The organism is Natronorubrum bangense (genome assembly GCF_004799645.1).
GTDB lineage: Archaea > Halobacteriota > Halobacteria > Halobacteriales > Natrialbaceae > Natronorubrum > Natronorubrum bangense.
Genome location: NZ_CP031305.1, coordinates 759395 through 785408, shown reverse-complemented (window position 1 = coordinate 785408; position 26014 = coordinate 759395). Strand labels below are relative to the sequence as shown.

Annotated in this window: 29 protein-coding genes; 15 read left to right on the top strand and 14 right to left on the bottom strand. The window is 61.9% G+C overall.

Features of this window, described 5'->3' with window-relative positions; genetic code table 11:
- Positions 1–67: 67 nt before the first annotated feature.
- Positions 68–388 carry a hypothetical protein gene (locus tag DV706_RS03935; RefSeq protein ID WP_006066438.1) on the bottom strand — a complete coding sequence of 107 codons (321 nt, stop codon included), beginning with the start codon at positions 386–388 and terminating at the stop codon, positions 68–70.
- A 321-nt stretch (positions 389–709) separates the two neighbouring features.
- Here DV706_RS03935 and DV706_RS03930 point away from each other — a divergent pair, with 321 nt between their 5' ends.
- On the top strand, positions 710–2662 hold the full coding sequence (locus DV706_RS03930) for a molybdopterin biosynthesis protein (RefSeq protein ID WP_006066439.1): 1953 nt from the start codon (positions 710–712) through the stop codon (positions 2660–2662).
- Between the two features lie 101 nt (positions 2663–2763).
- Positions 2764–3417, top strand: a complete 654-nt coding sequence (locus tag DV706_RS03925; RefSeq protein WP_006066440.1) for a helix-turn-helix domain-containing protein — start codon at positions 2764–2766, stop codon at positions 3415–3417.
- Between the two features lie 65 nt (positions 3418–3482).
- Here DV706_RS03925 and DV706_RS21640 read toward each other — a convergent pair whose 3' ends face one another.
- Complete coding sequence (locus DV706_RS21640; RefSeq protein ID WP_006066441.1) at positions 3483–3659, bottom strand: hypothetical protein; 177 nt, start codon at positions 3657–3659, stop codon at positions 3483–3485.
- 275 nt (positions 3660–3934) lie between these two features.
- Between DV706_RS21640 and DV706_RS21405 the strand changes: the two genes are divergently transcribed.
- Entirely contained in the window at positions 3935–4081 is a 147-nt protein-coding gene (locus tag DV706_RS21405) for a hypothetical protein (protein WP_161569788.1), read from the top strand.
- Positions 4082–4090: 9 nt separating this feature from the next.
- Here DV706_RS21405 and DV706_RS03920 read toward each other — a convergent pair whose 3' ends face one another.
- The 3 genes from DV706_RS03920 to DV706_RS03910 all read right to left on the bottom strand — a co-directional run bounded on the left by DV706_RS03920 (position 4091) and on the right by DV706_RS03910 (position 5514).
- Positions 4091–4720 (bottom strand): HAD family hydrolase, encoded by a 630-nt coding sequence (locus tag DV706_RS03920; RefSeq protein WP_006066442.1) that lies wholly within the window; start codon positions 4718–4720, stop codon positions 4091–4093.
- 116 nt (positions 4721–4836) lie between these two features.
- Positions 4837–5223 (bottom strand): LWR-salt protein, encoded by a 387-nt coding sequence (gene lwrS / locus DV706_RS03915; RefSeq protein WP_006066443.1) that lies wholly within the window; start codon positions 5221–5223, stop codon positions 4837–4839.
- Positions 5224–5232: 9 nt separating this feature from the next.
- A complete protein-coding gene (locus DV706_RS03910) occupies positions 5233–5514 on the bottom strand; it encodes a 4a-hydroxytetrahydrobiopterin dehydratase (RefSeq protein WP_006066444.1) in 282 nt (93 codons plus the stop codon).
- A gap of 152 nt (positions 5515–5666) precedes the next feature.
- Between DV706_RS03910 and DV706_RS03905 the strand changes: the two genes are divergently transcribed.
- The gene (locus DV706_RS03905) at positions 5667–5846 is read left to right on the top strand and encodes a hypothetical protein (protein WP_006066445.1); all 180 of its coding nucleotides are present in this window, start codon (positions 5667–5669) and stop codon (positions 5844–5846) included.
- Between the two features lie 40 nt (positions 5847–5886).
- On the opposite strand, the gene hemA is transcribed toward DV706_RS03905, so the two are convergent.
- The 3 genes from hemA to DV706_RS03890 all read right to left on the bottom strand — a co-directional run bounded on the left by hemA (position 5887) and on the right by DV706_RS03890 (position 8565).
- Positions 5887–7230 (bottom strand): glutamyl-tRNA reductase, encoded by a 1344-nt coding sequence (gene hemA / locus DV706_RS03900; protein WP_006066446.1) that lies wholly within the window; start codon positions 7228–7230, stop codon positions 5887–5889.
- A complete protein-coding gene (locus DV706_RS03895; protein WP_006066447.1) occupies positions 7227–7883 on the bottom strand; it encodes a precorrin-2 dehydrogenase/sirohydrochlorin ferrochelatase family protein in 657 nt (218 codons plus the stop codon). The genes hemA and DV706_RS03895 overlap by 4 nt, the downstream gene beginning before the upstream one ends.
- Positions 7884–8160: 277 nt before the next feature.
- Positions 8161–8565, bottom strand: a complete 405-nt coding sequence (locus tag DV706_RS03890) for a DUF5778 family protein (protein WP_006066448.1) — start codon at positions 8563–8565, stop codon at positions 8161–8163.
- Between the two features lie 127 nt (positions 8566–8692).
- On the opposite strand from DV706_RS03890, the gene uppS reads away from it, so the two are divergent.
- Positions 8693–9649 carry a polyprenyl diphosphate synthase gene (gene uppS, locus DV706_RS03885; RefSeq protein WP_006066449.1) on the top strand — a complete coding sequence of 319 codons (957 nt, stop codon included), beginning with the start codon at positions 8693–8695 and terminating at the stop codon, positions 9647–9649.
- Between the two features lie 43 nt (positions 9650–9692).
- Here the strand turns inward: uppS and DV706_RS03880 are convergent, their stop codons facing one another.
- Positions 9693–10298: an undecaprenyl diphosphate synthase family protein gene (locus DV706_RS03880; RefSeq protein WP_006066450.1), complete on the bottom strand. Its 606-nt coding sequence runs from the start codon at positions 10296–10298 to the stop codon at positions 9693–9695.
- A 218-nt stretch (positions 10299–10516) separates the two neighbouring features.
- On the opposite strand from DV706_RS03880, the gene DV706_RS03875 reads away from it, so the two are divergent.
- Both DV706_RS03875 and DV706_RS03870 read left to right on the top strand, forming a co-directional pair.
- A complete protein-coding gene (locus DV706_RS03875; RefSeq protein ID WP_006066451.1) occupies positions 10517–11863 on the top strand; it encodes a DUF92 domain-containing protein in 1347 nt (448 codons plus the stop codon).
- A gap of 957 nt (positions 11864–12820) precedes the next feature.
- The gene (locus tag DV706_RS03870; RefSeq protein WP_006066452.1) at positions 12821–14053 is read left to right on the top strand and encodes an orc1/cdc6 family replication initiation protein; all 1233 of its coding nucleotides are present in this window, start codon (positions 12821–12823) and stop codon (positions 14051–14053) included.
- A gap of 230 nt (positions 14054–14283) precedes the next feature.
- Here DV706_RS03870 and dnaG read toward each other — a convergent pair whose 3' ends face one another.
- Both dnaG and DV706_RS03860 read right to left on the bottom strand, forming a co-directional pair.
- Positions 14284–15690 carry a DNA primase DnaG gene (gene dnaG / locus DV706_RS03865; protein WP_136350796.1) on the bottom strand — a complete coding sequence of 469 codons (1407 nt, stop codon included), beginning with the start codon at positions 15688–15690 and terminating at the stop codon, positions 14284–14286.
- A gap of 105 nt (positions 15691–15795) precedes the next feature.
- Positions 15796–16602 (bottom strand): ArsR/SmtB family transcription factor, encoded by an 807-nt coding sequence (locus DV706_RS03860; RefSeq protein WP_006066453.1) that lies wholly within the window; start codon positions 16600–16602, stop codon positions 15796–15798.
- 174 nt (positions 16603–16776) lie between these two features.
- Here DV706_RS03860 and DV706_RS03855 point away from each other — a divergent pair, with 174 nt between their 5' ends.
- From DV706_RS03855 to DV706_RS03840, 4 genes are all read left to right on the top strand, one after another.
- The gene (locus DV706_RS03855) at positions 16777–17049 is read left to right on the top strand and encodes a DUF3311 domain-containing protein (protein WP_006066454.1); all 273 of its coding nucleotides are present in this window, start codon (positions 16777–16779) and stop codon (positions 17047–17049) included.
- Positions 17046–18521, top strand: coding sequence for a sodium:solute symporter family protein (locus tag DV706_RS03850; RefSeq protein ID WP_006066455.1), 1476 nt, complete (start codon positions 17046–17048; stop codon positions 18519–18521). The genes DV706_RS03855 and DV706_RS03850 overlap by 4 nt, the downstream gene beginning before the upstream one ends.
- 120 nt (positions 18522–18641) lie before the next feature.
- Positions 18642–19427: an SDR family oxidoreductase gene (locus tag DV706_RS03845; protein ID WP_006066456.1), complete on the top strand. Its 786-nt coding sequence runs from the start codon at positions 18642–18644 to the stop codon at positions 19425–19427.
- A 52-nt stretch (positions 19428–19479) separates the two neighbouring features.
- Positions 19480–20505 carry a hypothetical protein gene (locus DV706_RS03840; RefSeq protein WP_006066457.1) on the top strand — a complete coding sequence of 342 codons (1026 nt, stop codon included), beginning with the start codon at positions 19480–19482 and terminating at the stop codon, positions 20503–20505.
- On the opposite strand, the gene ubaA is transcribed toward DV706_RS03840, so the two are convergent.
- Positions 20502–21341 carry an SAMP-activating enzyme E1 gene (gene ubaA / locus DV706_RS03835; protein WP_006066458.1) on the bottom strand — a complete coding sequence of 280 codons (840 nt, stop codon included), beginning with the start codon at positions 21339–21341 and terminating at the stop codon, positions 20502–20504. The two genes, DV706_RS03840 and ubaA, sit on opposite strands and share 4 nt — an antisense overlap.
- A gap of 174 nt (positions 21342–21515) precedes the next feature.
- Here ubaA and DV706_RS03830 point away from each other — a divergent pair, with 174 nt between their 5' ends.
- From DV706_RS03830 to DV706_RS03820, 4 genes are all read left to right on the top strand, one after another.
- Complete coding sequence (locus DV706_RS03830) at positions 21516–21701, top strand: HVO_0416 family zinc finger protein (protein WP_006066459.1); 186 nt, start codon at positions 21516–21518, stop codon at positions 21699–21701.
- A gap of 127 nt (positions 21702–21828) precedes the next feature.
- Complete coding sequence (locus tag DV706_RS22540; protein WP_449406814.1) at positions 21829–21987, top strand: DUF7563 family protein; 159 nt, start codon at positions 21829–21831, stop codon at positions 21985–21987.
- A 147-nt stretch (positions 21988–22134) separates the two neighbouring features.
- Entirely contained in the window at positions 22135–24009 is a 1875-nt protein-coding gene (locus tag DV706_RS03825) for a UvrD-helicase domain-containing protein (protein WP_006066460.1), read from the top strand.
- Positions 24006–25136 (top strand): M24 family metallopeptidase, encoded by a 1131-nt coding sequence (locus DV706_RS03820; RefSeq protein WP_006066461.1) that lies wholly within the window; start codon positions 24006–24008, stop codon positions 25134–25136. The genes DV706_RS03825 and DV706_RS03820 overlap by 4 nt, the downstream gene beginning before the upstream one ends.
- Positions 25137–25270: 134 nt before the next feature.
- On the opposite strand, the gene DV706_RS03815 is transcribed toward DV706_RS03820, so the two are convergent.
- Both DV706_RS03815 and DV706_RS03810 read right to left on the bottom strand, forming a co-directional pair.
- Entirely contained in the window at positions 25271–25555 is a 285-nt protein-coding gene (locus tag DV706_RS03815; RefSeq protein WP_006066462.1) for a ubiquitin-like small modifier protein 1, read from the bottom strand.
- A gap of 50 nt (positions 25556–25605) precedes the next feature.
- Complete coding sequence (locus DV706_RS03810; RefSeq protein WP_006066463.1) at positions 25606–25956, bottom strand: hypothetical protein; 351 nt, start codon at positions 25954–25956, stop codon at positions 25606–25608.
- Positions 25957–26014: the final 58 nt, after the last annotated feature.

The window sequence follows — 26014 nt, the reverse complement described above, 5'->3', positions numbered from 1 at the left end:
TCAAGCGGGAGGGTTGTAACCGTTCCCCTCGAGCCGGCGGGGAACCGGTGGACAGCTGCCGGATCCGTCACTCACAACGGCGCCAGTTGGATGTCGACTCGAGGTGGGGGAGTGCCCGCTCGAGATCGAGTTTCGCAGCGCCGTAAAACCGCTCCCGACCGACAGGGGTGTGAACGCACAGGATAACAGTGTGTTCTGTGACACGGAAAATCGACAGCGACCAGCGGCTTCCCGTCTGTTCCCACTTGCTGTGAAAGACGCCATTGTCATCGACCACACGTGATCCGAGCTCCCAGCTCAATCGAGTAAGATGCGGAAAGTCGAACGGGACGACTTCAGGAAGAGAAACGGTCGTGTCACCACCGTTCTGAAAGCCATGGGTAGCCATACCAACCGATATGAAACTCAGTGTGAAAAAGACATCTATCTCTTCACGATTATCAGGCACAGTTTTGATGGGGAGAACGCAGCGGGTTAGATGGGTACTGGGACGGTCTGCTGAGCAGCCCGATCGGTCGTAAACCACTCTGGACCGCGCTCGAGCATTTTCGGCGTCCACTGCTCGCCGTCGTTGTCTCACGAACGTTGCTGCACACGCGATTGTCGTGATGCGATGGGACGACTACCATCCGGTGTTCCTCTCGGTCGAGTCCCGGAATCAGCGTCCTGTTCGACCGACGTTTTTACCCCCGGCTCACCAACTGCAGGTATGAGCCGCAAGGAGTTTCGCGATCTCGCCTCCCCCGAGGCGGCCCGCGAGGCGATCGACTCGCTGTCGCTCGAAGGAGGAATCGACCGCGTCGAACTCGAGGACGCCCGTGGCCGGGTGCTCGTTGCTCGACTCGACGCTGAACTCGACGTGCCGGGGTTCGACCGGGCGAGTCTGGACGGCTACGCACTTCGAGCACGGGATACGTTCGGGGCGGACGAGGCGGATCCCGCCCGGCTCGAGGTCGTCGGCGCGGTCCACGCTGGCGAGGAGCCGACGATCGACCTCGAGGCGGGCCAGGCTGTTGAGATCTCGACCGGTGCGGTGATGCCGTCGGGTGCGGACGCGATGGTTCCCGTGGAGCGGACTGATCGCGTCGAGCCACGCTCGACGGACAGCGCGAACGGCGACGCCGTGAGCGAGACGGCCGAGGATGGCGACGAAGTGCTAATCCGCACGTCGGTCGCCCCCGGCGACAACGTCATGTTCGCCGGCGCGGACGTCGCCGCGGGTGAGCGGGCGCTCGGCCCCGGAACGACGATCACACCGCGGGATATCGGACTGCTCTCCGCACTCGGCGTCGACGAAGTGCCTGTCCGCGCAAAGCCACGCGTTGGGATCGTCTCGACGGGCGACGAACTGGTACGTCCGGGCGGAGACCTCGACAGCGAGCGGGGCGAGATCTACGACGTCAACAGCTACACGATCGCCGCGGGGGTCGAAGACGCCGGCGGTGAAGCCGTCCTCTACCCCCACGCCGGCGACGATCAAGACGAGATGGAACGCGTCCTTCGGGAGGCCGCCGACGAGTGTGACCTCGTGCTCTCTTCGGGCTCGACCAGCGCGAGTGCCGTCGACGTCATCTACCGGATCATTGAGGAGCAAGGCGAGCTACTACTCCACGGCGTCAGTGTCAAACCCGGCAAGCCGATGCTCGTTGGCCGACTGGAGTCGTCTGCCTACGTCGGCCTTCCCGGCTACCCCGTCTCTGCGATGATGGTCTTCCGGACGTTCGTCGCACCGGCGATCCGCAAGGCTGCTGGCTTGGCTGCGCCGAAGGCGGCAACCGTGTCCGGACGGATGGCCAGATCGGAACGCTACGCCGAGGGACGGCTTCGACTGATGCCCGTCGGCCTCGTGACAAGCGGGCCGTCGGAACCCGCCCACGAGTCCGCCGGCGTGGACGGCGACGGCAAAACGCTCGTCTACCCCGTCGACAAGGGCAGCGGCGCAACAACCAGCCTCGCCGAAGCCGACGGCGTCGTCACCGTCGACCCTGAGACCGACTACCTCGAGGAAGGTGAATCGGTAACCGTCGACCTGTTCTCGCCGGACGTTCAGCCACCAACGCTGCTCGGCGTCGGCGAAGACGACCCCACGATGAACCGACTGCTCGATGGCCTCGAGAACCCACGCTATCTGTCGGTCGGCTCACGTCCGGCCGTGCGCAGACTCCGCGAGGGCGTCCCGGACGTCGCCGTGATCGCGGGCCCGCTCGAGCGAGCCCTCGAGGCTGAGGAAATCGGTCGCTGGAGCCGCGAGTGGGGGCTCGTCGTTCGGCCAGGCAACCCACAAGAGCTCGAAGGGCTGGCAGAGCTGGTCGATCGCGACCTGCGGTTTGTCAACCGGACGACTGACTCCGGGCTTCGCTCGAGTCTCGAGGCCGCGGTCGACGATCTCGCAGCCGATCGCGGCAGAGACCGCCAGGAGCTCATCGCGGCGATCGACGGCTTTGACCTTGGGCTCCGCGCCCACGAGAGTCCCGCCCGCAAGGTGATCGCCGGCGACGCCGACGCTGGGGTGGGGCTGCGTGCAACTGCCGACCGACTCAATCTCGGCTTTGTTCCCCTCGGCGACCAGCCAGTGCGAGTGTTCGCAAATCCGGATCGGACAGCCAAAGAAAGCGTGCAGGAACTCGCGGCCGCCCTCGAGGAACCACCCACGGAGCACTGACGGGTGCCCACGCGGGCACTGGGAGCGCCTCGATTCACTGAAGCAGACAGTCAGACACTCCAGAACAGTGATTTTTACGCCAGTACGGTGTACGACTGGTGATGTCCACGATCGCCGAATTCCGGCTACCCGCGGCGGAGACAACACTGGGGACAGCACTCGAGTACGCACCTGAAGCCACGTTCGAACTCGAGTCCTCTGTGTCGAAGACACGGCCCTCCCTCTGGGTGTCCGGCGTCGACCGTGAGACGGCAACCGAAGCCTTCGAGGCAGATCCGTCGGTCGAGGACTACGAACTGCTCGTCGAAACCCAATCACGGCTGCTGTTCGACGTCAGCTTCGTCGATGAGGCGGTCCGGCTCCGCGACGAACTACTCGCAGATGGCGGTTCCCTGCTCGAGATGTGGGGCACCGACGGCTGGTGGCAGGTACGGGTCCGCTTTCGTGACCGAGAGTCGCTCTGTGATGCGTACGACCGAGTCGAGGCGGCCGGGATCTCCGTCGACTTGCGACGTGTGACCGACGTCACCGGCGTCACGGACAGTGAGAGCCGGCTGACTCCCGAACAGCAGGAAGCCCTCGAAGCCGCACTCGAGCATGGCTACTTCGAGATTCCACGCGGGATCTCGATGGAAGAACTGGCCGACGAGCTTGGAATCTCCCACCAGGCGCTCTCCGAACGGTTTCGACGTGCCTACGAGACGCTGGTTGGCGACGAACTCCAGCCGGCTGGCGAACAGCCACCACTCGAATGATCGCCTGCTCCGGCGCTGAACGAGCCGCTGGCGGTCATACTCGCGGTCGAACCACTCGAAACAGTTTACTCACGAACAAGTGATATGGCTGGTTCGTCGACGATCGTCAACGGGATCACACCGTCGCTCGAGTCGATCGTATGGCCCGTCTCGACGTGGTGGTCGATCGCTTTCCGCGACGGGGATCGGTCCGAATCGTCAGTCGCGCTCGCTTGCCAGTCGCAGTTGAGACAGTACTTCATCGGCGTTCTACCACACTCTCCGACTGCACTCGTGAATCTTTTTTGATCTCGCTCGACTCGAGTGGACGCGATGACGTCTTGGACGAGATGCGCTGTTAGACGAACACGCACCTTCCCACCCCCCTCACTCGCTTTGCTCGTCCTTCGAGGGCAGTGCGAAACGAAAGGGGCCGCTGACTGGGCAACCGGCGACCGCATGAGCAAAAGCGGACTCCGCGCGACCGTTTTAGTTGAATGACCGACACGACGTTCTCGGTAGAGTATGTGTACTGGGTATGGTGTTGGAACTCCTGTTCAGCCAGACCGTCTTCTTCAGCTTGCTGTTTCTCGGCGGCGTTTTGGCTGCGTCGTACACCGGGACGATGCTCGCACTGAAGCAGTTCTTTGACGCCGAGTCTCGAGACCGCTCACGGAGACGCTGAACAGCGTTCTCAGAACAGTTCGTCGAACGACCGAACGCGGTAATCGCCACGCACGCACTGTCCGCGGCGCTCGTGGCCGACGCGTTCGACGTGGATCGCGTCGAGTCCGGCGTTCCAGGCCGCGCCGATGTCGTTCGAGCCGTCGCCTGCGAGCACCCCCTGATGGCCATTGTGTCCGACGCCGAGGTCGTCCATCACACACTGGACTGGTTCGGGATCAGGTTTCCAGCCCGTCTGTTCGGTACAGCACAGGCGGGCATCGAACCAGTCTTGGATGTCGAGGTGCTCGAGCACCGGCTCACAGAGGAATTCCTGACAGTGTGTCACCAGTCCGACCGGGACCTCGAGGTCGGTGACAAACGCAGCATCGTCGTGCAGATAGGTCTGTTCGGCCCGGACCAGTGGGTCCTCCTCCTCGTGGAAGGCATCCCAGAACGCTCGCGGGTCGATGTCCCATCTCTCGAGTTGTCGGTCGCGAGAGCCGGTCAAGCCGTTCCAGAGGATGTCTGCTTCTCGGTCGGTGAACTCCCGGCCAAGGTGGTTGCCGACCCGGTCGAACACCTCACGGGTATACGACCACTCGACGTCGACGAGCGTCCCGTCGAGATCGAGCAGCCAGAAGTCATACTCACCATCCATCGGACACTATTGTATGTGCGTCTCGAGTAAAGATGTATCGCCTGCCGGACCGGCAGTCAACACGCTGTGTACACAGCCCTCGTTCGACATCGCACTCGAGTCCAGCCGACGCTGTGCTACTCGTTTTTATCGGTAACCCTGATACTCGAGCCCAGGTACTTCGAGAGCACTTCCGAGACCGTCTCGGCGTTGAACGCCTCGAGGTCGGCCGCGATTTCGGTTTTCAGTGCCTCGAAGTACGCTTCGTCGACCTGCAACTCGCTGAAGCGAATCGATTCGACGGGTTCGCCGAGCCACTCTTCGGCACGTTGACCACCGTACGCCGAATCGCTGATTTCGCCTCGCCAGAGCGTATCCCGGAAGAACAGCCAGCCCTCGGTTCCCGGCTCCGGTGCCTCGAGAAAGAACGTGACGCTCGTCTCAGCCGTCGACGGCTCGAGCGAGACTGACGGCTCGTCGGCCTCGAGCCGGACCTGCGCGCGAAAGACGTAGCGAGCGTCCATCAGTCGAATTCAGGCGTTGCGTTCGGATTCGATCAGGTCGGCCATCTCGATGTCGGCGTCAGTGATCCCGCCCTCTTCGTGGGAGGTCAGTCTAATTTCGACTTCGGCGTAGCGGATCACGATTTCGGGATGGTGAAACTGCGCCTCGGCGATCTCGCCAACCATCTGGGCGAAGTTGACACCGCGGAGGTAGTCGTCGAACTCGTAGGTTCGGACGATCTCGTCACCGTCACGCGTCCAGTCGTCTGGAAGCTGTGCCTCGATTTCGTCGTCGGAAAGCAGGTCGGCCATGGTCGCTCGAACGGAACGCAGTCAGATAATGATTGTGCCACGCCAGATTCTCACCGTCGCAACCGCCATGCCGTGTGTTGATTCGACATGGATTTATTCCCGAGGCCACCGACAGGGACTTACCGGCGAATCGAGTATGTGCTGACAGCGTAATGTGTGATCTGTCTGCAGACTGCTCGAACGACGGTACCTGTCAACTCGTGCTTCAAAACGAGCACACGGGTATCAAAACGACCGAGTACTACTGCAAGGCACATCTCGTTCTTCGCGTCTGGGAGGTCGAAGACGACGACGAACTCCACGTCGTCAACGCGACCAAGCTCTGGCGCTAGTACTGCGCCATCTCACACAAAACGAACACCGCATGTCGCGTTAGTCGTCGTCAGTCGCCTCGAGTGGGGTCTCTCTGGCCATCGAACCAGTGTGCATCGATGGGGCGATTGGCCCGTCGTCGCCGCCGAAGTCGGGATCGAACAGCTGGAGCGCGGTGTTGATCGTGCTCCAGTCGTCTTCGGCAGCGGCTTCTCGCAGACTTTTGGTCGGCGGTGCAAGCAGCTGGTTGACCAACGCATCGGCCATCGCCTCGATGATCTGGCGCTGCTCGTCAGTGAACCCCTCGCCCTCGAGGCGTGAGAGTGCCGTTTCGACCTCGCGTTCTTTCATTCGGTTTGCGGACTCATACATCACGGCGATCACTTCGTCCGCGCGGGCCCGTTTGTACTGCTCACAGAGCAACTCGAACTCGTGGTCGATCATCGACTCGACTTTGCGAGCCGCGTCGGCACGCTGTGCTCTGGTTTCCTCGGTGACCGTTTCGAGATCGTCCAGATCGTAGACGGTCACGCTCGAGAGCGAATCAGCCGCTGGAACGACGTCACGCGGCTGGCCAAGGTCGACGACGACCTGCTCGGTGACCTCGGCCGTCGCCGCCTCGTCGGTTGCGAGCTGTTGTGGCCCGAGAATCGGCTCGTCGCTGCCGGTCGCCGTCACGACGACATCCGACTCGCGGGCGACGGTGTCGAGCGCTTCCAGTGGAACGCCACTGGCCTCGACGTCGACTTCATCAGCGAGGTGTTCGGCGTGTGACGTCGTTCGGTTCGCGATAATGAGTTCCGAAATACCGGTCTCCGCGAGACTCCGTGCTGCGAGTTGTCCCATCTCGCCAGCGCCGACGACAAGCGAGGTCGCGCCTTCGAGTGAGACGGTTCGGCCGGCGAGTCTGGCCGCTGCAGAGCCAAGCGAGACGACGCCCTCGTTGATCTCGGTCTCGGTCCGGGCGCGTTCGCCGACGTGAATCGCTTTCGTTACCGCAGCCTCGAGCATCTCTCCGATTCCGCCGGCGCTGCGGGCGTCTTCGTAGGCAGTTCGGACCTGACCGATAATCTGATCTTCGCCTAGCACAACCGACTCGAGCCCGGCTGCGACGGAAAGGAGGTGACGCAGACTCTGATCGTGGTCGGCGATGATGACGGCGTCGTTGTCAACCGGGTCGAAAAATTCGTCGAGTGCGGCCCGGCCAACGACGCTGTCAGTGGCGACGACGTAGGCTTCGACTCGGTTACACGTCGAGAGGACGTACGCTTCCTTGACCGACGGGACGGACAGTAGGTCAGCAACGGCAATGCGCTGACTCTCGGGAGTCACGGCGGCGAGATCGTCGACACTCCCACTCTCGTGAGTTACCCGTCCAGCAGTCACGACTCCAGCCGGAATCACTGTTGGTCACCCCCAGCAGACAGTTCTGCGTCCAACACGTCCTCAATCACTTGGGGACAGTTGGAAGTACCTGTACCTAAAGCTGTCCAAACATCCGAGGAACTGACGACACCGGTGACGATCTCGTGTCGTCGTTTTGGGTCGACGCCTCTCGATTTGAGCTCCGTCCGGAGCTGTCCACAGAGCGTTGCCATCGAGCCAGCCTCCGAAAGCGTCTCCTCGAACTCCTGTCGAAGATACTTGCTGAGTGCCGGGGCCGTCCCACCGGTCGCAATCGAGACGACGACGGGCTCATCGCGAACTGTCGCGGGGACGACGACGCTACCAGGGTCGCGTTCGCCCGCTCGGTCCGCGCGATTGCGGAGAATCCCTCGGTCTCGAGCCGCCGTCGCAACGGCGTCGTTGACCGCTTCGTCGTCGGTCGCGGCAACAACGAGTGCGGGCTCGGTTCGCTCGAGCCAGCCGTCGATTTCGGCGGGCGTTGGCGCAGCTCGGATCAGCTCAGCCGTGCCGAAATCGCGGTCGGCAAACGCGGGACTGACGACGATTACATCGGCTTCGCGGGCGAACCGCCGGGCTTTCCGGGAACCGACGGGGCCGCCCCCAAAGACGAGTACTGTCGTCCCGGTGAAATCGTGTGCGAGTGGAATCATACTGGATTGTGGTGTCAATCGTCGGCGGTGATCTGGATTCGATAGGTGTGTGTCTGCGTGCTCGTCCAGTCGGCTGCCGGTCTCGGTCAGACTGTCGACGCCACCAGGTCGATGATCGTCCGTATAGGTAAATATCGGAACCGACCAGTTATAAGGAATCCGGACATGGTGGCTCATGGCGGTCGCTCTCGTGTGACACAGCATCACTCTCTTCAGAAACATCTCGCTCTCGAATCGGCAACACCACCGCGGGTCGTAAAACGCCAGTGAGCTGTCTTCAGTCGCCGGTGACGCCGGTAACCTCGTAGCCGAGTTCCTGAATGTCTTCGAGGATCGCCTCGTGGTCGGCGCTGGCCCGGTAGTAGATGACGATATCGAACGTCCCCTGACGTAGCAGCTGCTGGCACTCCCAGACGAACTCCTCGTCCTCAAGGGTGAGTCCCTGATGTTGGTTCGAGGAAAAGTCGGTGTCGTCGTTGCCCGAGTAGACGTAGCAGTCTTTCGGGTCCTGACCCGAGTGTTCGGCGATGATGTCACCGACGTCGATGGTCGCCTGCATCATCTGGACGTCTTCGCTGCTGTCGTGTGTTGTGTGCACGATAGCGCCGTTCAGTTCGATTTCACCGGGCTCGAGTAACGCTTTAGTCCGCTGATAAAGGTCGTCGTCGATCGCGTCTGCCATTGCCCGTGACGAAGATGTCTGGACTGATAGCCGTCACGATTTCCGCGACAGCCACGTCTCGCTACACTCTCTCATGTTGTTATGTGACACACAAAACACATAGGTAACCATAACATCTAGTCGCACAATGAAGCGGTGGCTCCGTCAGCGTATCAATGCGGCCTACGAGCGGGTGCTCTCGCGCGAGATATCCGGCGCACCGACTCACGTTGCGGTGATTCAGGATGGGAACCGTCGGTACGCCCGTGGGAACGGAGACAACGCCCACGAAGGCCACCGTCAAGGGGCCAAAACGACCGAACGCGTCCTCGAGTGGTGCCAAGATATCGGGGTCGAAGAGCTCACGCTGTATGCGTTTTCGACGGAGAACTTCGATCGCCCGGAAGAGGAAAACGAGGCGCTGTTTGATCTCCTCGAAGAGAAGCTTCGCGAGTTCGCCGACGCCGACCGTGTCCACGACAACGACGTCCACATCCGCGCGATCGGCGAGGTCGAACGGCTCCCCGAGCGCGTTCGTGAGGCCGTCGACTACGCCGAAGCGCGCACCAGCGGCTACGACCAGTTCGTGCTCAACATCGCGCTTGCCTACGGTGGACGGTCACAGCTGCTCGAGGCAGTCCACGGCGTCGCCGAAGACGTCGATGCGGGCGACGTCGACCCCGACGAGATCGACGTCGAGACGATCGAAAACCGACTCTACGACCGGCCGGTTCGCGACGTCGACCTCATTATTCGGACGGGTGGCGACGAGCGAACGTCGAACTTCCTGCCGTGGCATGCCAACGGCAACGAGGCGGCCGTCTTTTTCTGTACCCCCTACTGGCCGGAGTTTTCAAAGACTGACTTCCTCCGTGGCATTCGCACGTACGAACACCGCGAGGAGTCGTGGCGTCGGACCCGTGCTCGGCGCGGCCTGGCCTTGCTCGGTGCAGTTAGCGACACCGAACTCGTCGAGGCCCGGTCGGTCGTCGAACGGTTTCGAGACTCGTTGCCAACGGCCGAACAGCCGTCTCCAGAGGAGTTGGCGGGATCCAACCCCGAGTCGGTCGACGGAATCGACTCGAGCGGACAAACCGCCGACTAGGAGGTCGAGTTTCGGGCGACAACAGCTGGCCGACAGGTAGCCGCTACTGTCCGAACCGCCGGGATCGATTACAGTACTCGAGCACCGCGCGAAGGAAGTCGCGTTTGCGGAAATCCCGCCAGTTGATGTCGGTAAAGTACAGCTCCGAGTAAACTGACTGCCAGATCATGAAATCCGAGAGTCGCTCCGCCCCGGTCTTAATCACGAGATCCGGCTCCGACGGGAAGATGAGATGCTCTTCGACCTGTTCGGCGTCGATCTCATCGGGGTCGACGTCGCCCGCGTCGACGTCTTCGGCGAGCGTTCGAACGGCACTGGTAAACTCGTGTTTGCCGCCGAGGCCGATCCCGATTCGGATTGGTGCGTCCGCACGCGTACGATCATCCGGGCCGCGGACGGCCACCTCGCGCGGCGCGTCGATCGTCTCGAGTTCGCGCCGCAAGGCCGGAACAGCCGCGGCATCGAGCACGCTGACGTAGACCGTCACCTGAGAGGCGTATTCGAACGCCCAGCGAAAGCAGTCCGTCAGCGTCTCGTATGCGCCACGCTCGAGGAGGTCGCGTTCGGTAATCACGAGTGCAATGTGATCGGGAGGATCACCACCGTGGCGGCGGATCCGGAGCGCGAGATACCGTTCGTACAGTCCCACGCGCTTGCGTTTCCGGTCCGATGGTATAGGGTTACGGATTTGTTCGCTGCCAGCGGTGCCACCGAAACTGTCATGCCGTCGTGGATGTCTAGCTCTCGAGACAGACAGAATTCCCGTCTGGTCACGCGTTCTCCGAGCAACAGCGTTGAGACGGGTGAGAACGGCCGCAGCGTGGTTCACGAACCTTCAAGTGAACGCCACAGAAAGGACTCGATATCGTGACAGCACCCGTTCGGCGAGCAAGTGTCTTTGCGTTCATTTGTACGCTTGCACTCGCCGTCCCCCTCGGTGGTCCCTGGGTCGGGGCCGCGATCGCAGTCGTGGTGATCCTTGGGGCCCTTGCCATAACCGACGGCCCCATTTTCGATCTCCTCGCCTATCCAAGCGACTACGAGGATGGCCGTCTCTACGGGCTCATTACGTTCGTCCTCGCGGCCGTCGCGCTCGGCCTGATCGCGATCACGACATCGATGTCCGTTTCGATCTTCGTCGGTACCGTCTTCCTCGTTGGATACGGCAACCTCGCAGAGCAGGCTGCGCGCCGTCGGACAGGCAACGACGTCGCGCTCGTGGCCGTCTTCTGTCTGGTCGCAGCTATCGCTGGCATTGCCGGGCAAGCCATTTCGATCTCGGTTACCGACGGTGCTGGCGCTGTCGAATCGGTCATACCGACGCTCCCGACGATGGCCTTCCTTGCTGCAAGCGGTGCGTTGCTCGCCGCGTTGCTCCGTGACGTCCTGTTTTCTCGCGACGATCCCATCGTCATGCTGTCGGTGGGACTGCTCTGTTGGCTCCTCGCAGAACTCGAGCCAACTCACGGTGCGCTGGGGATCGTCGCTGCACTCGCCGTGACGATCGCACTCGGCTACATCTCCTACGCGCTCGAGACGGCCTCGATCGCGGGGATGCTCACCGGAATCCTGCTTGGGCTGTTGACGATCGTCCTCGGGGGCTATGGCTGGTTCGTCGTCCTGATCTCGTTTTTCGCCATTGGTGGACTCTCTTCGAAGTTCCGTTACGAACAGAAAGAGACGATCGGCGTCGCCGAGGACAACAATGGAGCCCGTGGCAGCGGCAACGTACTCGGTAACGCTGCGGTTGCGATCGTGGCCGTCCTTGGCTATGCGGCGAGTTCAGCCACCCTGGTTCCCGGCGATCCCAACCCGACCCTGTTTCTGTTCGCTTTCGCCGGCTCCGTCTCGACCGCGATGAGCGACACCCTCTCGAGTGAGATTGGCAGCGTCTTCGAGACACCGCGGCTGATTACGACGCTCGAACCCGTCGAACCCGGCACTGATGGCGGTGTGACCTGGCAGGGCGAGCTCGCTGGAATCGTGGGTGCAGCCGTCGTCGCTGGAATTTCGTATGCCCTCTTTCCCGAGGTGACCGCAGTCGGCGCCGCGATTATCGTCGCTGCTGGTATCATCGGCATGACCGTCGACAGTCTCCTCGGTGCGACGCTCGAGGGGAGTGTACTGGGCAATCAAGGCGTGAACTTCCTCGCGACGTTATCGGGTGCGATCGTCTCTGCACTGCTGGTGCTGTCGTTTGCCGTGCTCGGGTAGCTCCCAGTGTTGGATCTGCGCAGTTCCCAGCGTTCGGCTCGGGTAGTGTTCGGCCTCGAGCGGATGGCGATACGCCTGAGCCGTCGTCGTACTCGACCCGTGGCGAGAAGAGTCCGACTCGTGACGGGCGGGTCTGACTCGTGACGATGGGAGTCAGCGGCACACGCCGGACACACCCACCCCACGTTTCCGACGTAACGAGCGACGAGGGAGGGTCCTCTCGTCGCCACTGCCCGTCACTCTGTCATTACACACCGAATGACACAGCTGTCGTGCACTGTGCGTCGCCCTCAGTTCGACTGTGACTGTATCGACTGTCGGTGGTACCCACACCCCATGTTTCCGTCGTTTCGTGGCACGATGTGTGGCTTGAGAACAGAAACTGGGCGGGACCCCGAGTTGCTGTGGCGAGTTATCGTTGCCACTGAACGTCAATGCACACGCATCGCACAGCCATCGTGCGATGCGGTGTAAATCGCTTCAGTTGTTACTATGGTGTCACAGTCCGCTGTCTGACTGCACTCAAATCAGCTAGATTGAAGTATAGAAGATGAGAACAACTCGTCGAGTATACTTCGTGTACTGACAAAACAGTAACACTTCGTTTTGTCGGTCGAAACAACGGTTCGGACAGTGCTATCGATTCAGTTGTTACGTCCGAGGAGAACGGCTCTCACTTCGCGTTTCGTTCTTCGGAGGACCAGTTCGTCTGGACCCCCACTCGTTCTCCGAATTACGACGGAAACGTGGGGTGTGTGGGTCGACCGACTAGCGGTGCGACCCCGATGCTGTCACGTTCTTTCGGTTCGGGACGTCGGAAACGCGGATATCTCATCAAATATATTACTCTCGCTGTCTGAGGCTCATATCCCACAGATTCGCCAAATATACGTCGGAAACGAGGGGTGGCCGACTTCACCAGTTTTATACAGACACCGTTCTCACTCAGCACACTAGATGACACCTGACTCCTCATCCGACTCCGTCGACGATCCGCTCTTTGACTCCGGCCACCGGATCTTCTCGAACAAAGACCTCCTGAAGATTGGGCACGTTCCGGAAGCCGATCGGATCGTCGGTCGGGATGAGGAAATCGCAAAACTGGCAAAACGTCTGAACGGCGCCGTCCATGGATACTCCCCGGAGAACGTGATGATTTACGGGAAGACCGGAGCCGGGAAATCGCTGGTCTCGAGACACGTCTCTCAACGTGCACAAAATGCGGCTGAGGCCGGCGTCGATATCGGAACGGCGTACATCGACTGTGCAGAAGACAACACGGAAACCCAGGCGGTGTCATCGCTTGCGGCGAAGCTAAACGATGAGACAGTCACTGAGATCTCCGTCCCTCACACCGGTCTCAGCACGTCGAAGTATTACAAACTCCTCTGGAAGATACTCGACGTGCAGTTCGATTCCGTGATCATCATTCTCGACGAGATCGATCTGATGAACGACGACAGCGTACTGATGAAACTCTCACGCGCTGAGGAGGCCGGGAAAATCGACTGCAGCATCGGTGTCATCGCGATCAGTAACAAAATCCAGTATATCGATAAGCTAAACGAACGGGTGCGAAGTAGCTTCCAGCACAAGGAACTGTTCTTCAAACCGTACGATGCGAACCAGCTCCGTGAAATCATGGCCAACCGGGAAGACGCGTTTCGAGATGGCGTTCTTTCCGAAGAGGTAATTCCACTTTCCGCTGCCTTTGCCGCACAGGAACACGGCGACGCCCGGAAGGCAATCGATATTCTCCGTCACGCCGGCGAGGTCGCCTACGAAGACGGCGCTGCGAAAGTACAGGAGAAACACGTCCGACAGGCCCAACAACACGCTGAAAAAGACCGTTTTCGCGAACTCGTCAACGGCGCACCCACACAGGCGAAGGCTGCACTACTCGCGTTGACCGAACTCAGCGTCAACTCTGACGATGATGCGTTTCTCACGAGCCGCGTGTATGATCAGTACGAACAGATCTGTGACCACCTCGAGATGGATGTGCTCTCCGTTCGTCGCTTCCGAGATATCTTAAAAGAACAGGCGTTTCTTGGCGTCGTCGAAATCGAGAAAATCAACAAGGGGAGTGCTGGTGGTATCCATCTCCAGAACCGTCTTATCGAAGACCCACACGTCGTCCGCGAAACGATTCTCGAGGATGCCTGGATGCAAGACTGGTCGAGCGAGTAGTTGTGATGTGCTGATCTGGCCCGCCCGGACGACGGAAACACGGGGTGGGACGTGAGGAAACGACGGAAATACGGGGGGAGGGGTGGAACCAACGTCGGAAACGTGGGGTCTGGCTGAGCCGACACACGGCGGCGACAGTAACGTCGGAAATGTAGGGGGTGGGGGTCCGACCCGCGTGGCGACCTGACCACCGTCAGCCTCGAGTGTCTATTTCTATGTCAGCCCGTTCATCACCCCGTCTCGGGCGCTTTCTCAGCAACATCGTCGATCGCGTGAATACGGACGGCGGTCGGCCGTTTCGTGAACTGGCCGAGCGAGCGTGCGATGAACTGATCGACGCCGCGGTCGGCTGCCAGATCAAGGAGCTGCTGTTCGAGAATCTCGTCGAGGATGATCGTCGACGGAGCCGTCTCGAGCGACTCGAGGATATCGTATGCGTCGCCCGCATCGGTTTCCTCGAGTGTGGTGTCGTCGGCATCGAGAAAGCGAACGCGGCCGGTCTGCTCGCGGATGACCTCTGTCGCGTGGTCGTAGACGGTTTCGGGGGCTTCCGACTCCGCTGGTGGGGCCTCGGTAGCTGCCTGGTCGTCTGGACCCGGAGTCGACTGTGCTGTCGATGCACGCTCGCTGCCAGTCTCGAGTTCGGCACCAGCGTCGCCAGTCACGCTCGTGTCGGGGGATGGCGGAGCCGGGCTCGCTGTCCCAGCGTTCGAATCGGATGGCTCGTCGGCCGTCGATTCAGTCTCGGAGTTGCCGTGGTCTGTGTCGGCTGGTGCCGGTGCCGGCGTCGCACTCCCGTCAGTTGCGGCGACAGCCTCTCGAGGTTCGTTCAGTTCGGAGACCGTGTCGTACGGAACCTTGTTTCGGAGGGCCGCAAACAGCTGGTGGTGATCGAGGTCCTCGACGGAGTTGCCCGAGGGTGCGAATGCGACGTAATCGATGTCACCGACTTGCGAGAGTTCCTCGAGGATGAGGTCCCCACCGCGGTCGCCGTCGAGAAAGGCCGTGACTGTGCGGTGGCGGGTTAATTCGGCCACTGCGTCGGGAACGTTCGTTCCCTCGACCGCAATCGCGTTTTTGACACCGTACTTGAGGAGCGTGAGCACGTCTGAACGCCCTTCGACGATAATAATCGCGTCGCTGTCGGTCACACGGGGGCCCGCTGGAAGTCCTTCGTACTCGGTGATGTCCTCGACGCGGACGTGCTGGCGCACCTCCGCGAGGATCTCTTCGGAAGTCATTACGCTATCGTCGAACCCGGTTCGGAGCAGTTCTTTCGCCCGTTCGACGACCTCTTTTCGCTTTGCCGCACGCACGTCTTCGATCTCGGTGACTTCGAGATCGGCTCGGCAGGGGCCGACCCGACTAATCGTCTCGAGGGAGGCAGCAAGCGTTGCGGTTTCGACCTTATCGAGGCCGGTTGCGATGGTGAGGTGGCCGTGTGACTGGCCGCCGGTGCTCGTTATTTCGACGTCGATACGCCCGACTTTCTGTGATTGGCGGAGATCGCGGAGATCGAGTTCGTCACCGAGTAAGCCTTCGGTCTGCCCGAAGATGGCACCGACGACGTCGCTGCGCTCGACGACCCCGTTGGCCGTGACGTCCGCGTGAATGAGGTATTTGGAGGTGTCTTCCATGGGAGATCGACCCGTGGCACCGCAAAGACGGTACCACAACGGTTTATGTGGTTTTTGGGTCGTGATGGGGAAATAGCTGTTGACCTGTCTGCAAAACCCGGGGTATCAGTACGTCGGTCGATACCAGTACCAGTAGATCGTGACAGTAGCCAGTACGAGGAGGCCGCCACAAAAAAAGAGCAGCCCCGGCGGAATCGTCGCAAAGACTGCCTCGACTGTCTCGACACCGCCGTCGGCTGCAGTTTCGGTGGCAGTATCCCCGTCAGTGGTCGGCGATTCGTCAGCTGCCACATCGTCGCTCTCTACTGGCTCGTCGTCGGTGTCTGCGTCCTGGGTTCCGATCTCATCCGACGTCTCCTCGCTTTCGCTCGTGTCCGACTCCGCCGTCGCGTCTGACTCCTCGCTCTCGTCTACCTCGCTCGAGTCGTCCGCGCCAGCTGGGGCTGTCCCCGCCGACGAGTCCAGTGTCGTCTCGGCCCAGCGCGTAAGCCCATACTGGACGAGCAGGCTTCCGCCGGCAAGGATTCCGATGCCGCCGAGAAATCGTGAGAGCGCCTCGCGCAACCGGTTCGCCGTCGACTCATCGCTCGTCACGATCAACGGTCCATCCGTCGCTGCATAGACGCTCATCTCGTTGCCTCGCGAGGAGTACCAGGTGTCGACGACCTCGATGAGCCCGGCATCCTCGAGCTTTTCCAGATGATAGCGAACGTTCTGAATCGACGAATTGACCGCGTCGGCGATATCGCTCGGGGTCCCAGGTTCGTCCTCGAGTCGCGCATAAATCCGACGGGCTGTCGTCGATGAGAGGGCACTGAACACCGCGTCGGCGTCCTCGCCCTCGAGGTCGACGATCCGTGGGTGGCCCTCGGTCTGGTCGGGCTCGGAACGGAACGGGAACAGCCGGGCCATATCAGCTCGACTTACATTCGCCTGCCGACTGCTATACGTTTTTTCGTCCCTGAAAGAGCGATTTTAGCTACGAAAACGCGAGGGAGAAACGCCGTCCCCGGTCCGATAGCGAATTCTCTTCAATATGCACCGTTGAAGGGAAACTGTTACCAACGTCGGACCCAACCACTGGATATGCGCCGTCTGGAACTCGTTGGCTGGATCACGGTTGCGATCATCCTCAGCGGGCTTGCGATCCCGTGGTTCCTCTGGGGATCGTCGACGATCGTCGCTGGCCTGCCGCTGTGGCTCTGGTGGCATATCGGTTGGATGGGACTCACAGCGGTCATCTTCCACCTGTTTGCTCAGCGGGCGTGGGGCATCGGCATCGAAACGAAACCGGCAGACTCGAGCGACGAGCACGGGCCGGATCGCACCTCCCCAGCACCCGGTGGTGAGCGGCCATGAGCCTCACACTCCAACTTGGGATCATCGTCGGCTATCTGATCCTGGCACTGGCCATCGGGCTGGTCGCCTACCGGCTCACTGATCGAACGGCGGAGGACTTCTATCTCGCGAGTCGGACGTTCGGGACGATCGTGTTGCTGTTTACGACGTTCGCGACGTTGCTGTCGGCGTTTACGTTCTTTGCCGGGCCGAACATCGCCTACCAGCAGGGGCCCGAATGGATTCTCGTGATGGGGCTGATGGACGGGATCATCTTCGCCATCCTCTGGTATGTCATCGGCTACAAGCAGTGGCTGCTCGGACAGGAGTACGGCTACGTCACGCTCGGGGAGATGCTCGGTGACCGATTCGCCTCGAGGCGACTCCGCGGACTCGTCGCGGGTGTCAGCCTGCTCTGGCTCTTTCCGTACGTCATGCTCCAGCAGGTGGGCGCCGGGACCGCGTTACAGGCGCTGACCGACGGCGCAGTTCCCTACGCTGCGGGCGCGGGATTGATTACCGCGTTCATGATCCTCTACGTCGTCGTCGCCGGGATGCGTGGGATCGCCTGGACGGACACCCTTCAGGGCGTGTTCATGCTCGTCACCACCTGGGTCGCGCTGCTGTGGGTCCTCGCCGCCGTCGGTGGTCCGGGGGCCGCGACGTCGACGCTCGCTGAAACCGACGCAACTGCCGCGTTCCTCTCGCTTGGCAGCGCGTACTACACGCCCCAGTGGATGCTCTCAACGGCGATCACGATCGGATTCGGCGTCGCGATGTTCCCGCAGGTTAATCAGCGCTTTTTCGCTGCCGGCTCGAAAACGGTGCTCAAGCGATCGTTCGCACTCTGGCCGATCCTCTGTGTCCTCCTCTTTGTCCCCTCGTTCATGCTCGGCGCGTGGGCACGCGGCCTCGAGGTCACGATTCCTGCTGGAGACAACGTTCTGCCGGCGATTCTCGCCGAGTACACCCCGATCTGGTTCGCCGCGCTGGTCATCGCCGGGGCGATGGCCGCGATGATGTCCTCGTCGGACTCGATGCTGCTCTCGGGGTCGTCGTACTTTACGCGGGATCTCTACCGGCCGTTCATCGAACAGGACATTACGGAGCGCCGGGAGGACCTGCTGGCTCGCGTCGGCGTCGTGGTCTTTGCGACTGCCGCCTTCGGCGCGAGTCTACTCAACCCGGCGACGCTGTTCGAACTGGGCGATGCAGCCTTTAGCGGCTTCGCCCAGCTTGCACTGCCTGTGATGGTCGCCCTCTACTGGCGGAAGACGACTCGAGCCGGCATTACAGCCGGCGTGTTCACCAGCCAGCTGTTCTACCTCTCGAGTCTCTTCCTCGCTGCCGTCCCCAGCTCTTATGCCGGCTGGACGGCTGGCATCGTCGGGATGGGGCTTGGCCTCGTCGTCACCGTCGGCGTCTCGCTGGTCACATCGCCGGCAACCGAGGAACGGCGAGCGCTCTACTTCGACGGCCTCGGCGCGGACTGAGGCGATCGGCTCGACGGCACTCCTAAGCAACCTGTCTCCTCCAGAACTAACGGCTCTCGTCGATCTGAGCCGGTTGCCTGTGGCACCGAGACTTTGTCACTCCCCGTCGTGGACTCGCGCATGGATCTCGACCTCGACGGCAACAGCGCACTGGTGACGGCGTCCTCGAGCGGCCTCGGCTTCGCGAGCGCGCAGGCCCTCGCCGCGGAGGGCGCGAACGTGATGCTCTGCGGTCGCGACGAGAAGCGACTCGAGGCTGCCCGTGACGAGATCGCCGAGACGGCGACGGGGGAAGTGCGGGCTCAGCAGGCGGATCTCACGGCCCCCGCCGACGTCTCTCGACTCGTCAACGAGACCGTCGACGCCTTCGGCGGCCTCGATCATCTCGTCACCTCTGCTGGAGGCCCGCCGAGTACGACCTTCCTCGAGACGGACGAACGGGACTGGTATCAGGCCTACGACCAGCTCGTGATGAGCGTCGTCTGGACGATCGAGGAAGCCCACACGCACCTCCTCGAGTCGGACTACGGCTCGATCACCTGTATCACGTCCCGAACAGTCAGAGAGGTTGCCGACGGTCTTTTGCTGTCGAACTCGGTCCGCAGGAGTGTGATCGGGCTCGTCAAAACGGTTTCGCGGGAGTTTGCCCCCGAGATCCGCGTCAATGCGGTCCTCCCGGGAACGATCGAGACGCCGCGGATCGAGGAGCTGATCGAGGCGAACATCGAGCGTGGTGTCTACGACGACTACGAGGAGGGGCTGACGGCGCTCGCAAGCGAGATCCCGATGGATCGCATCGGCGAGCCACGCGAACTGGGCGATATCGTCGCTGTCCTCTCGAGTCCGCGCGCGAGTTTCGTCAACGGTGTCGCGGTGCCGATCGACGGCGGGCTGTTGCGGAGCTAGTGGTTCGCGGCGGATCGTAACCCTCTCTTTGCGCTCGTTCGTCACACGGGATGTGTCCCGTCTGGTCCACCTCGGCGGCTATCTTGCACTGGTCGTGACAGCTGGCGCGTTACTCGCGGGCTCGCTGTTTGCTCCTGCCGAGTTGTCGACCGGGACTGTCGGCGTGCAGCTCGGCGTTGCCCTCACCGCTGCTGTCGCTGGTGCACTCGAGTTCCGGTCGACGAGCGTCATCAGACAGACACGGCGGAAGACGATCGAACACGAGGGGCCGTTCGGGGTCGCTGGATTCGATCGATCAGACGTATTCGACGCACTCGCGGTCGTCGCTGGTGCCGTCGTCACCTACGCGTTGAGCGTCTCCGCCGGGTTCGGGCCGGTGCTTGCCTCCGCCCTCGTCGGCGTGGCTGTCGGCCTCGCGCTTCCGAACGTCGGTGCGCCGGCCTACTGTGGCTCGTTTGTCGGCATGGCCTCGCCCGCCGTGTTCGGGTCCCTCGAGTACGTCGCCGTGGCGGGAGTCGTCGCAGCGCTTGGATACGTGGCGGCGACCGAATCATTCGGCGGCGTGGGCGGCAAACTCGGCACGCTCGCGCTGTTTGGATGTGCGACGACGGCCGCCGCCGTGGGCCTGGAGTACACCGACCCGGGCACGCCACAGTGGGATCTCGCCCACCTCGTCGTGCCAGTTGCGGCCATCGGAGCCGTCGTGACGGTCCTCCTGAGTGTGCGCCTCGAGTTGGGTGCGGTCGTCGGCTCCGGACTGGTCGGGATCGGTGCCGGACTCGGTTTTCCGCTTGCGCTCCCTGAACTGGGACCAACACTGGCCACCGTCGCGTTCTGTGCCTCTTTCGTCGGGATGTCGAGTACGGAGCGGCTGACCGATGGACGCCACGTCGCACTCGCCGGCGGCCTCTGTGGACTCGTCTTCCTCGCGGTTGCACCTGCGTTCGCCGGTGCTGGTGGCAAGCTCGGAACCACCGCGTTCGTCGCCTGTATCGCCGTTATCGGCGGACTCGAGCTTCACGGACGCGTGGTCAGTGTCGTCAAACGGATCGTGGGATCCGGCGAGACAACTGCTTAGTCGGCAGAAATCTCACAGCTGCCCTCGTAGGCGACGTCCTCGACCGACTCGATTGCGGGGTCGTCACCACAGACCGGACAGTTCGGGTTCGATAACACGTCGACCGTCTCGAAGCTCATGTCCATCGCATCGTACATGAGCAGTCGCCCCTCGAGCAACTCGCCCTTGCCGAGCAGGTATTTGACGACTTCCGTCGCCTGAATGCAGCCGACGGTGCCGGGCAAGACACCGAGCACGCCGGTGGTCGCACAGTCGGGGACAGTGCCGGGTTCGGGCGCTTCGGGGAAAATACAGCGGTAACACGGCGGCTCGTCGCCCGCTCCACTGCGCTCGTTCGTAAACGTCGTCACCTGGCCTTCGAAGCGATAGATTGCGCCGTGGGACAGCGGCGTCCCGGTGAGCACACAGTGATCGTTGAGCAGATATCGGGTTGCGAAGTTGTCGCTGGCGTCGAGCACCATGTCGTAGTCGGCGACGAGATCCGCGACGTTGTCGGCGCTGAGGCGTGTTTCGTAGGTATCGACGTCGATATCTGGGTTCAGGGCGTGGACGTAGTCGGCCGCGCTCTCGACTTTTGGGCGGTCAACGTCGCCGTCGCCGTGGACGATCTGGCGTTGCAGGTTCGATCGTTCGACGACGTCATCGTCGACGATTCCCAGCCGGCCGACGCCCGCCGCGGCGAGATACTGGATCGCCGGCGAGCCCAACCCACCCGCGCCGACAATCAGCACCGATCCCTCGAGCAGCCGCTGTTGGCCTTCAGGACCGATTTCGTCCATGATTACGTGTCTCGAGTAGCGATCGAGCTGGGTCGCGTCGAGGCGCAGGTCGCTCATACCAGCCAGTTGGGCCGTGAGCGAGAAAAACCCGCGGGTTGAACAGGTGTAAAACGGCGCAGTGACCGTCTGGTGACCGCGTTCGTGTTCGAACAGGGAATATCTTCGTTGCACTCGAGGCAGATCTGTGGGTGAACCCGATGATTTAATACTATGGTGGTTATTGACATGGGTATGGCAACCTCACCCAACGATGCCGGTGACGACGTCATTGACCAATTCCTCTCAGACCGCGGTCACACGGTAGAACGAGTCGGGTGGGAACAGGATTATAACAAGAAGCAGTGTCCGGAATGTGGCGGCCTCCATGATACGGCTGCCAGCTCCTGTACCGTCTGTGGGTGGGAACCGACGCTGTAACCGACTGCGCTGACGTCCCATTTTTGGCAGGCTCACCGCCAATCAGCCTGTGGTTCGCGCGTTCTCGAACGCGGTTATGCAATACAATTATAATGTCTTGTTCACCAATAGTTCAGTGAGAACGACAATGCCAGAATGCCAGAACTGTGGCGCGTTCGTGACGGACGCGTACGCTCGCGTGTTCACTCCACCTGGTGTCGACGACCCACGGGTCTGTCCTGACTGTCAGGACAAAATCCGTGATGGCGCTGAAATACGAGCGGCCCGTTCCTCACGAAATCCATAGTGGCCTGACCGCAACACTGCAACTGCTGGAACGGGCCTCGAAAGCGCATTCCAACACTGAATCACATCGACTGTCATCGCTGACAGGATAGTTTCTATCGCGGAAAACCCACGTGACTTATGGGTATAGCCCTCTTGAACAGCTACAATGACTACCACGGAGACGAAGGTGACCCGGCTGTTCGGAGGGCCGGGCAGCGGCAAAACGACTGCCCTGCTTGATCACGTCGAAGAGATCCTCGAGCAAGAGGGTGTGACGTTCCGGGATATTCTCGTCGTCTCGTACACGCGCGCAGCCGCACAGGAGGTTCGTGAGCGACTGGCCGAGCGACTCGATGAGAGTCCGCGTGCACTGCAGGGCAACGTCTGTACGATGCACGCGAAAGCCTACGAGCTGTTAGATCTCTCGCGGAGCGACGTCATCGGCGAATCAGATAAAGAGGAGTTCTGCGAAGATTACGGCATCGAGTACGAAGACGAGTACAGCGGTGCTGGTCGCCGTACCGCCCGATCGACGACGATCGGCAACAAGGTCATCGCGACCAGCCAGTGGCTCCAGCGGACCGGTCGTGACGTTACGGACTGGTACGACGTCCCCTTCCAGTGGAATGAAGAGGAGGTTCGTCTGCCACCCGAAATCGACCCGAACGCCCAGGAAGGTAACAAGTACACCCCGACCTGGCCATCCGACGACGACCGAATCGATGTCCCCGAGGCGATTCGCGGCTGGCGCAACTACAAAGGCGAGCAAGGAAAAATCGGCTTCGCAGATATGTTAGAGCGTGTTAGCCAGCGCTCGCTGTTGCCCAACGTCGATTATCTGGTTATCGACGAGTTCCAGGACATTACGACGCTGCAGTACGACGTCTACCAGGAGTGGAAACCCCACATGGAAGAGGTGTTGATCGCCGGCGACGACGACCAGGTCGTCTACTCTTGGCAGGGTGCCGACCCCGCGCTCTTGCTCGAGGAGGAGGTCGATGAAGACGTTATTCTGCCGAACTCCTACCGTCTCCCCTCGAACGTCCTCAACGCCGTCAATCAGGAGATTCGCCATATCGATACCCGCCAGGACAAAGACCTCAAACCGCGCAAGGAAGGCGGCGCTGTCGAGGCGCGCCGGAACGCCTCGATGCTCGACGTCGTCCGAAACGTTCGACGGACACTCATCGAAGGCGACGGGACGATCATGATCCTGTTCCGGGCACGCTACCAGATGTTCCAGTTCATCGATGAGTTCATCACCGAGGGCGTGCCGTTCACGTCGCTGACCGACCAGCGGATGTGGACCGATCGGCTCACCCAGTACGTCCGTGCCGTCGAAGCGATCGACCGCGGCGAGGACGTCACCGGGCTGCAAGCCCGTCGACTCGCCGATATGCTTCAGGAATCGGCGTTCGGCACCAACGAGCGTGACGATCTCTTCGACGAGATCGACGACCGACAGGAGGAAGCCGGTATCGACGACCTCGCAGAGCTCATGATCCCCGCAGAGGTCATTCAGGACCACGCGCCGTTCATGCCCGGCCCGGCGTCGGCGGGCGATATGGTCCGGAAGGTCACCAACTTCCAGAAGAAAAGCATCCGCTCGTACTTCGCGATCGGCGAGTATCTCGGTATGGAAACCGACCGCGTCCGCGTCGGCACCATCCACTCCGCGAAGGGTCGTGAGGCCGACCACGTCATCGTCGGCACCGACCTCACCGAGAAGGTCGTCGAGCAGATGGTCGCCACCGTCGACGATCCGACGGACGTTCCCGGCGTCGAGGAGTTCACAAAGAACTCCTCGCCAGTGCCCGTCCTGACCGACAACGAACGCCGTGTCTTCTACGTCGGCATGTCCCGGGCTCGAGAGCGACTCGTCTTGCTCGAGAACCTGGTCGACGGTGCCCCGACGCTGCCGATCGACGTCCTGCTCAACAACCGGCTGACCGACACGCCACTCGAGGAGCTTATCGAGGAGGCCCAGCAGCCACAGGACACCGACGCTGACGGCGAAGAGGTCGAAGCCGAAGCACCGTGACCGACACCGAGTCGACTGCTGGCACTGACACCATCGATTCCGGTGTCACGTCACACCTCGAGCCGGCGCTGTCTGAGACACTCGACGCCCGCGGCGCCGCGGCGTTCGTCCACGTCGGCTCCCATCACGATCCGGACGTTCGGTACTGCTGTCCGTCGTTCGAGCGGGGTCTCGCCGCCGTCGCCTTCGACGGCGAGACATGGCTCCTCGAGACGGAGTCGGATGGCTCCGGTCATCCGGCCGAGCGTCTCGGTGCGACGCTGGCCGACCGCATCGGGACGGGACCGATCCTGACGCCAGCACGACTCCCACACGACGCCGCGCTCTATCTCGAGCAGGCTGGCTTCGAACTCGCGTCGACGGACGTCATCGCGCGCACTCGAGCGACGAAAGCCTCGCGTGAGCGCGAGCGAATCGGCGCTGCACAACGAGCCGCAGCTGTCGGAGTCCGCCGAGCGGCATCGCTGCTCGCGGATGCGACAGTCGCCGACGGCCGGCTCGTCGCCGATGGTGAGGTGGTGACGCCGGGTCGGCTCCGAAAGGCGATCGATCGCAAAATCGTCTCCGAGGGTGCGTTCCCGGCGGGAAACACTGTTGTCAACCCTGATCCGGGCCATCACCCCTCAACGCTCGACAATGCTGACGACGCGCTTCGACCCGGCGAGCCGATCGTCCTCGAGACGGCCCCTCGCGGCCCTGAGGGCTACTACGGCGGCCTCGTTCGAACGCTCGTCGTCGACAGCGACGGTGGCCGAGAGCGCCGTGCACACGTCGGCGTGACACAGTCGTTTCGCTCTGCAGCAGCGATGCTGACCGCAGACATCGAATCGGTGGCGGCTGTCGAAGCCGATCTCGAGGCCGAGGTCCGCGCGTTTGGCTTCGAGGACGCCGACGCAGTCCAGACGCAGGTCGCCGGTGTCGGCCTCGAGCCCGACGAACGACCGCGTGCCGGCGATGACGAGATCGAGCCGGGAGCGGTGATTCGACTCGAGTCGGCTGTCCATGTCGCCGACGGTGAGTGGCTTCGGATCGCTGAGCTACTCATCAAAGGCGAGGAAGGCGAACGGGCCACCTACATTCCGGCCCCATCGCGCTCGCTCGAGCCGACGGCACTTTGCAAGGAGTAAGCGGTGAGAAGATCCGGTGTCGGTGCTGGTACAGTCTGCTGGATCGAGTTCCCGACGGCCTCGCACACGTCGCGGACACGCCGGCACTGACTGTCAGGCGGGCGTCTGAACGCGTCCCGACGAACCAGCTGTCGTTACCCGCCTGCGACCGGTGGGAACACCGACAGCCGGTCGCCACTCTCGAGGGGCGTCTCCGGACCCGCCATGTGGACGACGTCGCGGCCGTTTTTCAGGACACTTAGCTGCTGTCTGATCGCGTTTCCGCCGTCCTCGAGCAACTGCCCCTCGAGCCCCTCGTACTCGGCCTCGAGCGTAGCGAGTACGTCACCAACTGTCTCCTCGTCTTCGAACCGGCGTGTCTGTGTCTTCTCACCGACGGCCTCACGAAAGGTCGCGAAAAACCGCATCTCGATCTCCATACAGGTCTCTCGTGGCCGATGCTCATAAGTTCGGGTGCCCGATCGCCTGCTTAATCGGCAGAGGCGGCCGGTGAGGAGGTGTACGTAATCGGGGTGACGTCGGCTTGCTCGAGCACGTCGTCGATCGCGTTGGCACCAATCGCCGTCGCCTCGTCAGCATCGTCGGCCTCGACGACGACAGTGATCGAAAACTCGAGTGTGATCGTATACGGATCGAACGGTGCGGTCGGTTGTTCGTACACCGATGCGTCGTCGATCTCCCACGCGGAGACTGTCCCCTCGGCTTCGAGGTGCTCGAGAGCCGCCGCGAGCTGCTCGGTAGCCTCCTCGCGGGCAGTCGTGTCACTGCCGCCGTGTAACGTGATGAGCGTCGTTCCCTCCCGCGAAACTGCAAACTCCATACCCTCTTCTATCAACTGAGAGGATTTGAACGCTTGGGCTATCTTCACAGTGTACACT